Raw genomic sequence first — 15,320 nt, 5'->3', positions numbered from 1 at the left:
CCGACATCCGCTAACCCGACCCACACTGCCCGCCATGGCAACGGCGGAGGGCTGTCTCGTATCACCCCCGCCCGAGCGCTCGACACCGCGAGCCGAACCACCTTGATCAGCACTCCTTCTCGGATCCACACCCCATGCGGGCGCCACCCTGAGAAAAGGTGCGGCGGGCGGTCGGTCAGGGCGCGAGGTGGGCCAGGGCGGCTTCGAGGGTGGCCTCGGCGTAGGAGTCGGTCAGGCCCGGGAGGCCCAGGGACCAGCGGGATTGGATGGGGCCGAGGAGCAGGTCGACGGCGAAGTCCGGATCGAGGTCGGGACGCAGCTGCCCGGCTCGGACGGCGGCGGACAGGCGTTCGGCGATGGCGGCTCGCTGTGGCAGCAGGAGTCGCTCACGATAGGCGGTAGCGAGTTCCTGGTCCTGTTGGATCTCGATGTACATCGCCCGCAGGAAGGCCTCGAAACTCGGATCCGTCAGCTCGGCGATCGCGCCGCGGAGCAGTTCGCGCAGGTCCGCGCGGATGTCGCCGGTATCGGGGAGGACCAGACCATCCGGGCCCGAATAGAGTTCGAGCATCGCGTCGAAGACGACCGCGCCCTTCGATGGCCACCAGCGGTAGATCGTCTGCTTGCCGACACCGGCGCGCGATGCGATTGCCTCCACGCTCAGCTTCACGTAGGGCAGCTCGCGGATCAGTTCGGCAGCGGCGGTGAGGATTGCCGCACGGGCGCGTTCGCTGCGCCGGGCGGCGCTCGGCAGTCCAGCGTTGGACGTTGTTCCGACGTCGGGCGACTTGCCGCCGGGTGTTTTGGCCATGCCGAGACTCTAGCCGCAACGAGACGAAACGTCTCGTCTTGACAAAACCTCATCGGCTTGGCACATTCGTCCAACGAGACGGAGCGTCTCGCGATGAAAGGAACGATATGACCAGAACATGGTTCATCACCGGCGCCAACCGCGGACTCGGGCGCGCGTTCACCCTCGCCGCGCTCGCCGATGGCGACCGCGTTGTCGCGACCGCTCGCGACCCACGGTCCATGGCCGATATCGACAATGACCGATTGACGGTGCTGCCCTTGGATGTTCGCGACCGCGGCCGCGCGATCGCCGCCGTGGACAAGGCATTCGAGATCGCGGGCAGCATCGAGGTGATCGTGAACAATGCCGGATACGGTCTGGTCGGTGCGGTCGAGGAACTGACCGAGGCCGAGATCCGCGCCCAGCTGGATACCAATTTCTATGGCGCGCTATGGGTTTCGCAAGCGGCGGTACCGCATCTGCGCAAGCAGGGATCGGGGCACATCGTGCAGATCTCGACTGTCGGCGCGGTGGGCAGCCTGCCGCTGTTCAGCATGTACAACGCGAGCAAATGGGCGCTGGAGGGCTTCGGCGCGTCACTCGCGGATGAGCTGCGGCCCTTCGGAATTCACGTCACGCTGGCACAGCTGGGCGGCTTCGACACCGATTGGGCGAAGTCGAGCATGAAATTCGCGACGGCACTCCCGGCCTATGCCGAACTGCGCACCGGCATCCTCGGCATGCCGGATTACCCGGAGCCGACCACCCCACCGCCGGTGACCGATGTCGAGTCCGAATGGGTCGAGGCCGCACCGGAAGTCGCCGCGGCAGAACTGATCGCGCTGGTGAACATGCCGAATCCTCCGGTGCGCAAGGTGATCGGACCTGGTGCGCACCAAATGGTGGCGATGGCGCTGGATCAGCGGCGTCAGGACTATCTGACGGATCCGGAATTCAGCTGGCCCGCATAGTGAGCGGTACAGCCATGCACTGAGCGCCCAGTCCCGTCGAAATCCCGCGGATTCGAGACGAGAATGGGCGCTCGGGCCACTGCCACGCCACTACACGCCGTCAGGCGACCGGCCCACGCGCGGCCTCGTACGCCGCACCGACGCGGTACAACCGATCATCGGCGAGAGCGGGCGCCATGATCTGCAGACCAACCGGCATTCCGTCGTCCTTGCTCAACCCCGACGGCACCGACATCGCCGGATGTCCGGCCAGGTTCGTCGGCAGGGTGCACAGGTCCGAGAGGTACATCGCCAGCGGATCGTCGACCTTCTCCCCCAGCTTCCACGGGGTGAACGGACTGGTCGGGGAGATCAGAACATCGACCTGCTCGTAGGCCTTGTCGAAGTCGCGGGCGATCAGCGTGCGCACCTTGAGCGCCTGACCGTAGTAGGCGTCGTAGTAACCGGCCGACAACGCGTAGGTGCCGATCATGATGCGGCGCTTGACTTCCGGGCCGAATCCGGCCGCACGGGTGGCGGCCATGACCTGCTCGGCGCTGTGGTTGCCGTCGTCGTCGACGCGCAGTCCGTAGCGCATGGCGTCGAAGCGCGCCAGGTTCGAGGACACCTCGCTCGGCAGGATCAGGTAGTAGGAGGCCAGCGCGTATTCGAAGTGCGGACAGGACACCTCGACCACCTCGGCGCCCAACTCCTTCAGCACAGCGACCGCCGCATCGAAGGATGCGATGACACCCGGCTGGTAGCTGTCGGAGTGAAGTTCCTTCACCACACCGACTTTCACACCGCGCAGATCACCATTGGCGCCCTGACGTGCCGCGGCCACCACCGGCGGCACCGGCACATCGCGGGAGGTGGAGTCGCGCGGATCGTATCCGGCGACCACCTCGTGCAGCAGTGCGGTGTCGAGTACGGTGCGACCGCATGGGCCGCCCTGGTCCAGCGATGACGCGCACGCGACCAAACCGAACCGCGAGACGGTGCCGTAGGTCGGCTTGGTGCCGACGGTCGCGGTCACCGCGGCGGGCTGCCGAATCGACCCGCCGGTATCGGTGCCGATCGCCAGCGGCGCCTGGTGCGAGGCCAGCGCGGCCGCCGAGCCACCGCCCGAACCACCCGGAATCCTGGTGGTATCCCACGGATTACGGGTCGGGCCGAAGGCCGAGTTCTCGGTGGAGGAGCCCATGGCGAACTCGTCCATATTGGTCTTGCCGAGGATCGGGATGCCCGCGGCGCGCAACCGGGTGGTCAGCGTCGCGTCATAGGGCGCGACCCAGCCCTCGAGAATTTTCGAGGCACAGGTGGTCGGCATATCGGTGGTGGTGAAAACGTCCTTGAGCGCCAACGGAACTCCGGCCAGCGGCGAGGCGGGCGCATTGCCAGCGGCCAACGCGGCGTCCACCGCGGCGGCAGCGCTCAGCGCCTCGTTCCCGGCCACGTGCAGGAACGCGTGGTACTCGCCGTCGACGGCGGCGATCCGATCCAGATGTGCCTGGGTGACCTCCACCGAGGTCACTTCACGACCGTGGATCTTCTCCGCCAGCTCGGCAGCCGACAGTGCGGTCAGGTCCGGCCCACCCGTCGACCGACCGCCACCACTCGTGGAATCGCTGCGCGATGCTGTACTCATTCGCCTTCTCCCAGAATCTGCGGAACCAGGAACCGCTGGTCCTCGACCGCGGGAGCGCCGGACAGCGCCGCCTCCGGGGTGAGGCACGGAACGACCTGATCCGGACGCGTCACATTCGTCGCCGGATTCGGCGCCGCGGTCGCGGGCACATCGGCGGCGGCGACCTCGGAGACGGTCCGCACGTGACTCAGGATCGAATCCAACTGACCGGCGAACTGATCGAGTTCGGCTTCGGACAGGGCGAGCCTGGACAGCCGGGCGAGGTGTGCGACCTCGTCGCGGGAGATGGCGGGCACCGCGGACCCCTTTCGGCATGGTTGAGCTTGGTGAACGGCCACCGAATAGCCTAGCGACCATCGACCGTAGCGACTGCTTCCAGGTCGCTCGAAAGGGTCGGCGCGACTTTCAGAGGAGCCGGGCGTGCGGCGACACACCCCACCCACTAGCGTGACACGCCGGATCCGCGCGAATTCACGCTATGGCATCCGTCACTAGCAGAACTTCGAGTCGATAACCGGGACTCGGGGGTGTAAGTATTGCGTGACCCGGGTATTCGTTTGAGAGCCTCGGCCGCCAAGGAAAGGAACGCGCGTGTCATACCTGCTCCGCGTGCAACTTCCGGATCGACCGGGAAGCCTCGGTGCGCTCGCGCTCGCGCTGGGCTCCGTCGGCGCCGACATCCTCTCCCTCGACGTGGTCGAGCGGGGCGCGGGTTTCGCAGTCGACGATCTCGTCGTCGAGGTACCGCAGGGTGCGCTACCGGATACGTTGATCACCGCCGCCGAATCGATCGGCGATGTGCACGTGGACTCCATCCGGCCGTATTCCGGCGTACTGGACACCCATCGCGAACTCGAACTGATCGACCAGGTCGCCAGCGCCCGCGACGACCGGCTGCAGGTGCTAGTCGACGGCGTGCCGCGCGTACTTCGGGTCGGCTGGAGCACCATTATCGATATGGGCCCGCAGGGCGCCTACCGCGTCGTCGGCAGCCAATCCGCGCCGCAGACGCAGGCGGGTTCGGCCCCGTGGATGCCGCTGGAGAAGCCCGCCGTCCTCGACCCCGAAGCCGATTGGGTCCCGCAGATCTGGCGCGATATGGACACCAAATTGGCGGCCGCGCCGCTCGGCAATTCCGGCAAGGTGCTACTGCTCGGGCGACCTGGTGGACCCGACTTCCGCCCGTCCGAGGTGGCGCGGCTCGGTTACCTGGCCGGGATCGTCGCAACCACATTGGGCTGAGCACGCTCGAATGGATCAGGCCGGGAGATCCAATCGCAGCACGGTCAACCACTCACCCGCCTCGGTCGTCCAATCCCGTTGCGGTGCGGGGACGAAACCGAAGCGGTCGTAGATCCGCCGCGCGTCGACCATGGCGGGCATGGTGGTAAGTACCACGGCATCAAAGGATTCGGCGCTGGCCATCTCGATGACGGTACGTATCAATGCCGATCCCGCGCCCAGACCGCGCGCCGACTTCGCGACGGCGAGCATACGGAACTCCAGCTCACCCGGCCGGGCGATCTCGGCATAGGGTGTCCCGGGTCGGGCGACCGCGAGCGAGCCGACCACCCGGTCGCCGTGCACCGCGACCAGCACCTGCGCCACGCCCGCGCGATGGGTGATATCGGCGAGGTCGGTGACATACGGACTACCGCCGCGCACGTAGCCCTCACCGACATACACCTCGACCGTCAGGTCACCGACCGCACCGTACTCGTCCGGACGAGCGGTTCGGACGACGAGTTCGCAATCCTTCGCATCCATACCGGCATCCTCCGTCGCCCAGCAGCCGCTCCGCAACAACCTGGTCGATCAATCGACCGACTTACTCGCCGCGCGGAGCCGCCAACTCGGCGCCCGCCACCCGCCGAGGCACCGGTCGGGCCGGGTCAGGAGCCGAGACCCGGACGCGCGCCCGGGTGCGAGATCTGCCAGCGTTCGGGCTTGCCGGCCGGATACACGACCGGGATCAGATCGCCGATCGCGGGCCAATCGTTCACATCCCAGGCCATACGGCCGTAGACCACGGTGCCGGGCACCGACGGGCCGGTCAGGTTGCCGGTGATGGTCACGTACTGCTCACCGGTCGCGTCCGGCCGCGGACTCACCCCGGTGACATAGAGCGTTCCCGACTCCGGATTCGCCACTCGGAACACGTTGCGTCCACGCAGATAGAGCATGACCATCGCCACCAGCGCGCCGACCATGATCACCAGCATCGCGAACTGCACCATGTCACCCATGCTATTGGTCCGGGCACGCGCACCGAACCGAGCATCCTCGGCGGACTACAGTGCGGCGAGTTCGCTGGTGCCGTGCTCGGTGCGACGGATCTGCCAGACCGCGGTGCGGGTGCGCTGTGAGCGCCCATTCGCCCGATCGATGAGCGCGCGGTTGTTCGTTGTGAAGATCAGTTGCGCACCACGGGAGTTCGTCTCCGGATTCTGGAAGAGCTGGATCAGCCGGTCGGTCTCCTCGACCGGCAGCTGCGCGCCGATATCGTCGATCGCGAGTACCCGGCCGGAGTCGAGTGCGTCGAGCATGGTCGGCAGCAGACGCAGCATCGAGAGCGTGGCGGCGGATTCGTCGGTGATATCGAAGGCGGAATCGATCCCGGCGTGCACCAGCCCGAGCCCGACGCCGCGGCGCTCGACCATCCGGGTGTAGAGGGCATCGCGCGCGGCCTTCAGATTGCTGAGCTCGCGCTCGAGCATGACCTCGGTGACGCCATTGTCCCGCAGCAACTGGTCAGCATGTCCCGGCGAGGTGGCACACAGCTCCACCTGTTTCGCCGTGCCCGCGATATCGGCGTCCAGTTCGCGCAGATAGTCCGCGTACATCGGATCGGGTTCGGCGATCAGCAGATCGGTGATGCCGAGTTCGGCGGTGCGCAGCAGCATGAGCAGCCGCACCGCGTGATCCGGGGCCGCCGAGAGATGACTGCCGAGTCGATGCGCCACCGCCGCGGCATCGACGGCACCGTGCTGCATCTCGAGCATCGCGGAGAACCATCGATACGCGGGCACCAATGCCTCGGCATACATCTGCCCGGCGAGACTGAGCAGTAACGCATTCGGGCGCACCAGCGGTAGCAGCGCCGCGATGCCGTAGCGCGCGGCCTCGAACATAGGGCCGATCTTGATCTGTTCGCCGTTGCGCTCGAAGACGATTCGCTTACGCGAGCGCGGATGGGTGTAGAGCCATTCGGCCATCACATCCGCATTGTCCAACCGGAACCCGTAGGTATACGGCACGCCCTCCGCGACGAAGCTCGCCACGAATTCCGAAGGGCGATCCGGGAATCCGCGATGTGGCGCGCGCACCGGCCCGGCATACGGATCCCAGCCGGTCACCGAATTCAGCACTGCATCGCGCATCTGCCCCAGCGCATCGATCAGACTCGTCTTGCCCGTCGCGCTCGCCCCGTGCACCGCGGTCACCGGCACCGCGACCGGTCCACTCCCCCGGCTCAATCGCAAGTCCTGCCGTTCGGCCAGCGATTTGTGATTCGTCACCTGAAAACTGCGCAGCATCCCGCCATCCTGTCGGTTCGCCCATCCGACCGCGACACCGCCACCCACGTCACGGGCCGGGACACACTGCGCTCGCCGGGCTTCCGGCGGACAAATGCGCACGTCGCGCGTTATCATGCTGGCGCCGCGGCTACCCGCTGGCATCTGCCGGACATGTTTTCGATGAGGGATGGTTAACGATGGAACTGACGGTTCGTCGTCTTGTGGCCCGCGGCTCCGTCGCTGCCGCACTCGCACTCGGCCCGCTGGTCGTGCTCGGCCCACCGCAGGCCGCCGCCGAGGCGCCCTGCCCGGACGGTACCGCGCGGATCTTCTTCCACGACGAGACCAACACCTGTCAGGGCGGCGGCACCTCCAGCTTCACCGGATCACCCGCGCTGGTGAAGGTGTGCTCGACGAGCGGGATCCAGGTCGTCGTCGACACCACCATCCAGAAGAGCCGCACCAAGACAAGGACCGCCCATCTCGATCTGAGCAACGGTCAGTGCGGGCGGATCGAGGTCGGTGGTCAGCTCGACTCCACAGTGAGCATTACGGCCTCCTAGCATCGGCCCGTCCGGTACTGCTCGACCTAACGTCGACCAGCGCCGAGCAGCAGCGCGCTATCGCCGAACTCGTGCCAGAGATAGCCGCTGTCGAGCGCGGTGGCATAGGCCGCATGGACCGCGGTCTCGCCCACGACCGCGACGAGTAGATCCAGATGCGACGCGCCGGGCGCATGCCAACCGGTAATGATGCCGTCGACCACCCGCGCGGGGCGTTGTGGGCCGAGCACCAGTTCGGTCCATCCCCGAGCCGGATGCGCCGTGCCGCGGTGGTCGACAGTGGTTTCCAGGGCTCGCGTGACCGTGGTGCCGACCGCGATGATGCGGCCGCCCGCCGCCCTGGTCTCGTTCACCAGACGTGCCGTTGTCGCCGGTACCACGAAACGCTCCGGACTCGGCGGTTCGCCCGCCTCGGGCGAGGAGACACCGGTGTGCAGGGTGATCGGCGCGATCGCGATACCCGAGGTCACCAGATCGAGCACCAGCCGTTGCGTGAACGGGCGTGCCGCGCTCGGCATTTCAGCGCTGCCCGGAATGCGACCGAAGACGGTCGTGTAGTACGACGGCGACCAACGTTGTGGCACATACGAATAAGTGATCGGGTGGCCGTGGGTCGCCAGCAGCCAGGTCGGATCCGCGGTGAGTTCGGCGATCCACAGTCGGCGCGCACCCGGCAGCCAGGGTTCGCGAAGGGTGGCCGTGGCACCGTCCGGCAGCTGGATCTCGTTGCCCGCGTACAGGCCACCTGTGTAGGGCGTGCGTTCGCGGGTGCGCACCTCCACCACCCAGAGTCCGTCGCAGCCGCCGAAGGTATCGGGTGGACCGCTGGCCGCCGTCTCCCCGTCGACGGGCGCGTTGAGCCAGGTGGACAGGTGCAGCGTGACCGGGATGTCGTCGAGTACGGCGTCGACCGCGGCGGCCAGGGTCGACGAATTGTTCACCACCACAAGGTCACCCGCATTCAGCTGCTGTGGCAGCTCGTGGAATCTGGTGTGGGTGAGGCGATCCGCGGATACCAGCATTCTGACCTCGTCGCGGGCCAGACCGCGCGCCTCCGGCGGGGCGGCGGCATTGCGTTCGGGCGGTAGCACATCGGCCCATTCGGTCAGCGTCGTCAGCTCAGCCGAATCGCTTCCCGATACTGCGTGCCCACCCGTCGCCCGACCGGCACTCCTCATCGAATCGCTTCGCGATACCGCACCACCCGTCTCCCGGCCACCACCGTTCATCGAATCGCTTCGCGATGCGGCACTCATTTGGCGACTCCCGCGGTGAAATCGGCTGCGGTGTATCGGCCGCTCTTCGGCCGCTGCTCGATCAGCCGCAGCAGCGCGGGCACCACGGTCTCGGGCTCGGGGCGATCGGAGATATCGTCACTGGGAAATGCGGCCTGGTGCATTTCGGTGCGCATATCGCCGGGATCGAAGGTATAGATCGACTGGTCCGGATGTTCGGCGGCCAGAATGGCGGTGAGCTGATCCAGCGCCGCCTTCGAGGAGCCGTAACCGCCCCAATTCGGGTACGGTTCGACGCCCGCGTCGGAGCTGATGTTCACCGCGATACCGTCCGCGCCGAGCAGTGGCAGCGCGAACTGCAGAACTGCGAGCGGGGCAATGGCATTGGTGCGGTACACCAACTCGAGCTCATTGAGCGGATAGTCGGACAGCCGCGGCATCGGAGTCGGCCCGAGCCTGCTCGCATTGTTCACGAGCAGGTCGAGATGTCCGAACCCACCGGCGATCTCGGCCAGTTCGGCGCGATGCGCCGGATCGGTGATATCGCCCGGCACTGCGAGAAATGTTTCGCCCAGTTCGGACTCCGCCCGATCGAGCCGGTCGGCGCGGCGGGCGGTGCCGATCACCCGCCAACCGCGTCCGATGAGCGCACGCGTCAGAGCCAGACCGAATCCCGCCGAAGCACCGGTGATCAGAGCGGTAGAGCGGTGAGTCATATCGAATCTCCTGATAGTTACCTACCAGTCGATCGTCATACCTCGAGTCAGGTTCAGGTCAAGGACTGTTCGCCGACGGCATACATCGCCCGCCTTATCCTTCTGCTTCGGCGTCTGCTTCGGCGTCCGGGGTCACCGCCGCCGGGCCCTCTTCGAGCAGCTTGCGGAATCCGTCCTCGTCGAGGATCGGCACGCCGAGTTCCTCCGCCTTCGCGGCCTTGGACCCCGGCGAATCACCGATCACCACGAACGCGGTCTTCTTGGACACCGAGCCCGCGGCCTTGCCGCCGCGCACCAGGATCGCCTCCTTGGCACCGTCGCGCGAAAATCCTTCCAGCGAACCGGTCACCACGATCGATAGGCCCTCCAGCGTCCGCTCGATGGACGCGTCGCGCTCATCGGCCATCCGCACACCCGCCGCCCGCCACTTGTCGACGATCGCGCGACGCCAGTCGACGGTGAACCAGTCCACCACCGCATTCGCGATGGTCGGACCGACCCCGTCGGCGGCGGCGAATTCCTCGGCCGATGCTTGCTCGATGCGGTCCATGCTGGCGAATTCCGTGGCGAGCGCGCGCGCGGCGGTCGGACCGACGTGTCGGATGGACAGCCCGACCAGAGCTCGCCACAGCGGGCGGTCCTTGGCGGCCTGCAGATTCTCCAGCAGGCGCTTGCCGTTCGCGGACAATGTGCCGTCCATATTCGCGTATAGCGAGGTGGTCAGCAGCCGTGCCTCATCGAGGTCGAACAGATCACCCTCATCGGTGATCGCGCCCGATCGCAGCAGGTCCACGGCGCCCTCATAGCCGAGCGCCTCGATATCGAAGACCCGACGGCTCGCGATGTAGAACAGCCGCTCCCGCCGCTGTCCCGGGCAGAATTGCCCGTTGGGGCAGCGAATATCGGCGTCGCTCTCCTTCTCCGGCGCCAACTCCGTACCGCATTCGGGGCACTGTGTCGGCATGACGAACTCGCGCTCGTCGCCGGTGCGGGCGTCCACCACCGGGCCGAGCACCTCGGGGATGACGTCCCCCGCCTTGCGGATGGTGACGGTGTCACCGATCAGCACGCCCTTGCGCTTCACCTCGGAGGCATTGTGCAAGGTGGCCCGCGCGACCGTGGAACCCGCGATGGAAACCGGCTCCATCACCGCGAACGGGGTGACCCGGCCGGTGCGGCCGACGTTCACCTCGATTCCGAGCAGCTTGGTCGTCGCCTCCTCCGGCGGATATTTATAGGCGATCGCCCAGCGTGGGGCACGCGAGGTGGACCCGAGACGCCGTTGCAGCGACATCTCGTCGACCTTGATCACCTGACCGTCGATCTCATGCTCGATATCGTGGCGGTGCTCGCCCCAGTAGTCGACGCGCTCGATCACCGCGTCGATGCCCTGTACCAGCTTCGTGTGCTCGGAGACCGGCAGTCCCCAGGCGGCCAGGGCTCGATATGCCTCGTGCTGTGAGGTCGGGGCATATCCCTCGATGCGCCCGAAGCCGTGGCAGATCATCCGCAGCCGACGCCGCGCGGTGACCGCCGGATCCTTCTGCCGCAGCGAGCCCGCCGCGGTATTGCGCGGATTCGCGTACGGCGGTTTGCCCTCGGCCACGATCGCGGCGTTGAGCGTTTCGAAATCCTCCAGCCGGAAGTACACCTCACCGCGCACTTCGAGCAGCTCCGGGACCGGAAACTCGTCGGTCGGCGTGAGTTCGCCGGGGATGTCCTCGATGGTGCGCGCGTTGAGCGTGACGTCCTCGCCGGTACGCCCATCGCCGCGGGTCGCGCCGCGGACCAGCCGCCCGTTCTCATAGACCAGGTTCAGTGCGACACCGTCGATCTTCACCTCGCACAGATAGTGCAGATTCGACCCGGTCTCGGCCTCCACCCGGCCCGCCCAGGTGCGCAGTTCGTCGAAGTCGAAGACATTGTCCAGCGACAGCATCCGCTCCAGATGGTCGACGGCGGTGAAATCCGTCGCGAATCCACCACCGACCAGCTGGGTCGGTGAATCGGGCGTCCGCAGATCCGGATGCGCATCCTCGAGCGCCTGCAATTGCCGCAGCAGCTTGTCGAACTCGCCATCGGAGATGATCGGCGCGTCCCGTACGTAGTACCGGAACTGGTGCTCCCGAACCTCGTCCGCAAGCCGCCGCCACTCCACCCGCTGCTCCGCCGTCGCCGGGTCCGCCGCAATGTCGCTGTCACTCACCCAACGCACAGTAGTCGAGCCCACCGACATAAAACCGCCACATTCCCGCACGTCGCGGACAACTATTCCGGGAGCGGATGCAGTCGGAGAGAGCGCCCGCCGCCGGACTCATCGCATGGATCGCGTCGCTGTGCGCGTCAGGTGAAGTCGAGCGATTCGGGTTCTTCGGCGTAGGCGCGGGCTACCTCTGTGGACAGGCGAAGGGCTCGGCGGGCCCATTCGAGCGGGGCACCGGCTAAGCCGCAGGCGGGCGCGACCAGGATTTGGTTGGCGAGGGTCGAGCGGCGCAGGCCGAGGCGGTCGACCAAGCGGACGCCGGGCTCGGCGATATCGCGCCAGGTCGCGGGTCCGACCGGGGCCGTGGTCGGCACCAGGCCGAGCGCCACTTGCTTTCCCGCGTCGAGGATTTCACCGATATCGTCCAGGTTGCGGGTGGCGATGGTAGCCAGATCGAAGCCGATCGCGGCGGCCGCACTTGCACGCAAGAAGGACAACGCGGGCGAATCGGCGCAGCTGTGCACCAGAACGGGCGCCGATTGCGCGCTGATCACCGCATCGAGGACCGCGAGAGCCTCCGGTTCGGGTACGGCACCCACCGTTTCGAGGATGCTCACCCCGCGCAGCGAGCCGTTCAGAACGTCGGTCAGCGACGGTTCATCCAGTTGCAGAACGACTTGCGCGCCGAGGCGTTTACGCACCTCACTCGCGTGTAGCGCGAGCCCCTCGGCGAGGGATTCCGAAATATCGCGCACCGCACCGGAATCGGTGAGTACGCGGTGTCCGCCGGGGAGTTCGAGTTGGGCGGCCAGGGTCAGCGGGCCGGTGGCCTGCAGCTTGACCGTGCGGCCAGCACCTGCCGAACCCGCTGTCTCCCAGGCCTCTTCGAGCGCATCGAGATCCGACCTGAGCAGATCGCGAGCACGCCGGGAGACCGCACCCGGCCGGGGCGCCAGCCGATAACCCCGGGTCGTGGTGTCGAATCGCATGTCGACCAACAGCGCGCAGACGCGGCCGATCATGTCCGAACCCGCACCACGCCCGGGCAGTTCGACCAGATGCGGCAGCTCGGGTAACTCACCGATGATCGTGGCCGCGGCCTCGCGCGGATCGGTACCCGGCCAGGACCCGACGGCCGTCGCGATTCCGCCGGGAATCCGCACGGGTTCCTTCGCGTCGACTTCGCCCGATTCCCTGGCGATTTCGCTCACTGCGCTGCCCCTATGCGGGGTTTGCACCCCATTGTGTGGTGGATCCCGGTCTGCGTCGGGATGACGAAGAGGGTGAACCGATCTCGCTGTTCGCGCCGCCCGAAGTCGGCGTCGCTCACTGGACGGTGCTCGCGCCCGCGCTGCTCACGGCATCGGACGCATCGCGCGAAGTGCCGTTGATGGTGCCGCTGCCGATTACCTCGTCACCCGAGGCATCCGGGCGGTACAGCACCACGGCCTGGCCGCGGGCCACACCGGTCAACGGCTCGCGCAGCCGCACGATCAATCCGTCGCCGACCGCCTCGGCCACCGCCGATGCGGTACCGCCGTGTGCGCGCACCTGCGCCACACACTCGATCGGTCCCGCGGGCGCGGAGCCGGAGGTCCAGATGGCGCGGTCGGCCTGCACGGTCCAGACCTGCAGATCCTCGGCCGAGCCGACGCGCACGGTGCCGGAGTCGGGATCGATACCGGTGACGTAGCGCGGCTTACCATCGGCGGCCGGACCGGGCAGCCCGAGTCCCTTGCGCTGGCCGATGGTGAATCCGTGCACGCCTTCGTGATTCGCGAGCACCTCGCCGTCGGCGTCGACGACCGCACCCGGACGAATGCCGATCTTCGCACCGAGGAAGGCGCGGGTATCCCCGGAGGGGATGAAGCAGATGTCATGGCTGTCGGGCTTATTCGCCACCGCGAGCCCGCGCTCGGCGGCCTCGGCGCGAATCTGCGGCTTCGGGGTGTCACCCACCGGGAACATCGCCCGCGACAGCTGCTGCGCGGTCAGCACCGCGAGTACGTAGGACTGGTCCTTATCGGCGTCGACAGCCCGGCGCAGCACGCCGTCCTCGAGCCGCGCGTAATGTCCGGTGACCACGGCGTCGAAGCCGAGTGCCGCCGCGCGGTCGGCGAGGGCGGAGAACTTGATCTTCTCGTTGCAGCGCAGACACGGATTCGGCGTTTCACCGGCCGCGTACGCGGCGACGAAATCGTCGATCACGTCTTCTTTGAAGCGGTCCGCGAAATCCCAGACATAGAAGGGGATTCCGAGCACATCGGCGGCACGCCGGGCATCACCGGCGTCCTCCTTCGAGCAGCAACCGCGCGAACCGGTGCGCAGTGTGCCCGGTGTCGCCGACAGCGCCAGATGCACGCCGACCACCTCATGACCCGCGTCGACGGCACGTGCCGCCGCCACTGCCGAATCCACACCACCACTCATCGCGGCGAGTACCCGCATCAGACACCTCCCTTCGCACCGGCCAGACCCGCGGCCCTGGCCCTTTCCACTATCTGGGGCAATACGGTCAGCACCGCGTCCACATCGGCACGCGTCGAGGTGTGCCCCAGCGAGAACCGCAGCGAACCGCGTGCCTGCCACGGCTCGACGCCCATGGCGATCAGCACATGACTCGGTGCGGCCACGCCCGCGTTGCAGGCCGACCCGGTCGAGCATTCGATTCCGGCCGCGTCCAGCAGCATCAGCAGCGAATCACCTTCGCAGCCCGGAAAGGTGAAGTGCACATTGCCCGGCAGCCGATGCTCCCCGACCGGACCGCTCAGCACCGCATCCGGCACGGCCGCGCGGATACCCGCGATCAAGTCGTCCCGCAGCGCGGTCAATTCCGGTGTGCGCGTAGGCAACTCGACCACGGTGCGGTGCAGTGCGGTGGCCAGTCCGACGGCCGCGGCGGTATCGGAGGTCCCCGAGCGCAGATCACGCTCATGCCCGCCGCCGTGCAGCAGCGGCACACACGGCACCTGCCGGCCGAGCAACAGGACACCGATACCGTGCGGCCCACCGACCTTGTGTCCGGCGAAGCTCGCCGCCGAGAGCGCGCTCGCCGCGAAGTCGATCCGCAGTTGCGCGGCGGCCTGGATCGCGTCGCTGTGCATCGGCACGCCGAATTCCTGTGCCACCGCAGCCAATTCGACGATCGGTGCGATCGTGCCCACCTCGTTATTGGCCCACATGATGCTCACCAGTGCGACCTCGTCGACATCGTCGGCCAGCGCCGCCCGCAATACCCGAGGCGATACGACACCGTCGGCGTCCACCGGCAGCCAGGTCACCTGGGCGCCCTCATGCTGTTCCAGCCATTCGACCGCGTCGATGACCGCATGGTGTTCGGTCGAACCCGCGATGATCCTGGTCCGGCGCGGGTCGGCAGCACGACGCGCCCAGTAGATGCCCTTGATCGCCAGATTGTCGCTCTCGGTCCCGCCCGAGGTGAAGATCACCTCGGAGGGCCGGGCGCCCAGATCGGCGGCGATCGATTCGCGCGCCTCCTCCAGCATCCGCCGCGCCGCGCGCCCCGAACCGTGCAGTGACGAGGCGTTGCCCGCCATCCCAAGGGCAGCCGTCATCGCCTCGATCGCGGCAGGCACCATCGGAGTGGTCGCCGCATGATCGAGGTAGACCGTCTTGGGCGCACCGTGGACCGGACCCGAAAAAGCCGACTTCATGACCAGTAAAGGATAGCCGT

General features: G+C 67.3%; 15 protein-coding genes. 3 read left to right on the top strand and 12 right to left on the bottom strand.

Translation table 11 applies throughout. From position 1 onward, the window contains the following. Positions 1 to 175: 175 nt before the first annotated feature. Positions 176 to 811 (bottom strand): TetR/AcrR family transcriptional regulator, encoded by a 636-nt coding sequence (locus tag ACQP1G_RS10440; RefSeq protein ID WP_433201501.1) that lies wholly within the window; start codon positions 809 to 811, stop codon positions 176 to 178. A gap of 107 nt (positions 812 to 918) precedes the next feature. Between ACQP1G_RS10440 and ACQP1G_RS10435 the strand changes: the two genes are divergently transcribed. Beyond that, positions 919 to 1,764, top strand: a complete 846-nt coding sequence (locus ACQP1G_RS10435) for an SDR family NAD(P)-dependent oxidoreductase (protein WP_433201498.1) — start codon at positions 919 to 921, stop codon at positions 1,762 to 1,764. Between the two features lie 100 nt (positions 1,765 to 1,864). Here ACQP1G_RS10435 and gatA read toward each other — a convergent pair whose 3' ends face one another. Both gatA and gatC read right to left on the bottom strand, forming a co-directional pair. Beyond that, positions 1,865 to 3,391, bottom strand: a complete 1,527-nt coding sequence (gatA, locus tag ACQP1G_RS10430; RefSeq protein ID WP_433201495.1) for an Asp-tRNA(Asn)/Glu-tRNA(Gln) amidotransferase subunit GatA — start codon at positions 3,389 to 3,391, stop codon at positions 1,865 to 1,867. Continuing rightward, entirely contained in the window at positions 3,388 to 3,687 is a 300-nt protein-coding gene (gatC, locus tag ACQP1G_RS10425) for an Asp-tRNA(Asn)/Glu-tRNA(Gln) amidotransferase subunit GatC (RefSeq protein WP_433201493.1), read from the bottom strand. Before gatC ends, gatA begins: the two co-directional genes overlap by 4 nt. Before the next feature lie 295 nt (positions 3,688 to 3,982). On the opposite strand from gatC, the gene ACQP1G_RS10420 reads away from it, so the two are divergent. Next, the gene (locus tag ACQP1G_RS10420; protein WP_433201490.1) at positions 3,983 to 4,633 is read left to right on the top strand and encodes an amino acid-binding protein; all 651 of its coding nucleotides are present in this window, start codon (positions 3,983 to 3,985) and stop codon (positions 4,631 to 4,633) included. 15 nt (positions 4,634 to 4,648) lie between these two features. On the opposite strand, the gene ACQP1G_RS10415 is transcribed toward ACQP1G_RS10420, so the two are convergent. From ACQP1G_RS10415 to ACQP1G_RS10405, 3 genes are all read right to left on the bottom strand, one after another. Then, positions 4,649 to 5,158 (bottom strand): GNAT family N-acetyltransferase, encoded by a 510-nt coding sequence (locus tag ACQP1G_RS10415; RefSeq protein WP_433201487.1) that lies wholly within the window; start codon positions 5,156 to 5,158, stop codon positions 4,649 to 4,651. Between the two features lie 125 nt (positions 5,159 to 5,283). Beyond that, on the bottom strand, positions 5,284 to 5,628 hold the full coding sequence (locus ACQP1G_RS10410) for a hypothetical protein (RefSeq protein WP_433201484.1): 345 nt from the start codon (positions 5,626 to 5,628) through the stop codon (positions 5,284 to 5,286). 54 nt (positions 5,629 to 5,682) lie between these two features. Continuing rightward, the gene (locus ACQP1G_RS10405) at positions 5,683 to 6,927 is read right to left on the bottom strand and encodes an AAA family ATPase (protein WP_433201481.1); all 1,245 of its coding nucleotides are present in this window, start codon (positions 6,925 to 6,927) and stop codon (positions 5,683 to 5,685) included. Positions 6,928 to 7,106: 179 nt separating this feature from the next. Between ACQP1G_RS10405 and ACQP1G_RS10400 the strand changes: the two genes are divergently transcribed. Beyond that, on the top strand, positions 7,107 to 7,472 hold the full coding sequence (locus tag ACQP1G_RS10400; RefSeq protein ID WP_433201478.1) for a hypothetical protein: 366 nt from the start codon (positions 7,107 to 7,109) through the stop codon (positions 7,470 to 7,472). A 26-nt stretch (positions 7,473 to 7,498) separates the two neighbouring features. Here ACQP1G_RS10400 and ACQP1G_RS10395 read toward each other — a convergent pair whose 3' ends face one another. From ACQP1G_RS10395 to ACQP1G_RS10370, 6 genes are all read right to left on the bottom strand, one after another. After that, complete coding sequence (locus ACQP1G_RS10395) at positions 7,499 to 8,650, bottom strand: S-adenosylmethionine:tRNA ribosyltransferase-isomerase (RefSeq protein ID WP_433208368.1); 1,152 nt, start codon at positions 8,648 to 8,650, stop codon at positions 7,499 to 7,501. Between the two features lie 74 nt (positions 8,651 to 8,724). Continuing rightward, positions 8,725 to 9,423 (bottom strand): SDR family NAD(P)-dependent oxidoreductase, encoded by a 699-nt coding sequence (locus tag ACQP1G_RS10390; RefSeq protein ID WP_433201475.1) that lies wholly within the window; start codon positions 9,421 to 9,423, stop codon positions 8,725 to 8,727. A 94-nt stretch (positions 9,424 to 9,517) separates the two neighbouring features. Next, on the bottom strand, positions 9,518 to 11,629 hold the full coding sequence (gene ligA / locus ACQP1G_RS10385; RefSeq protein WP_433201472.1) for an NAD-dependent DNA ligase LigA: 2,112 nt from the start codon (positions 11,627 to 11,629) through the stop codon (positions 9,518 to 9,520). A gap of 137 nt (positions 11,630 to 11,766) precedes the next feature. Further along, positions 11,767 to 12,828 carry a methionine synthase gene (locus ACQP1G_RS10380; protein ID WP_433208365.1) on the bottom strand — a complete coding sequence of 354 codons (1,062 nt, stop codon included), beginning with the start codon at positions 12,826 to 12,828 and terminating at the stop codon, positions 11,767 to 11,769. Between the two features lie 124 nt (positions 12,829 to 12,952). Continuing rightward, the gene (gene mnmA / locus ACQP1G_RS10375) at positions 12,953 to 14,074 is read right to left on the bottom strand and encodes a tRNA 2-thiouridine(34) synthase MnmA (RefSeq protein WP_433201469.1); all 1,122 of its coding nucleotides are present in this window, start codon (positions 14,072 to 14,074) and stop codon (positions 12,953 to 12,955) included. Beyond that, complete coding sequence (locus ACQP1G_RS10370; protein ID WP_433201466.1) at positions 14,074 to 15,300, bottom strand: cysteine desulfurase family protein; 1,227 nt, start codon at positions 15,298 to 15,300, stop codon at positions 14,074 to 14,076. Before ACQP1G_RS10370 ends, mnmA begins: the two co-directional genes overlap by 1 nt. Between the last annotated feature and the right edge of the window lie 20 nt (positions 15,301 to 15,320).

It is taken from the genome of Nocardia sp. CA-107356 (assembly GCF_050946365.1).
Classification (GTDB): domain Bacteria; phylum Actinomycetota; class Actinomycetes; order Mycobacteriales; family Mycobacteriaceae; genus Nocardia.
Note: the sequence above shows the minus strand (reverse complement) of the source record. Positions and strands in the feature narration are given on the sequence as shown.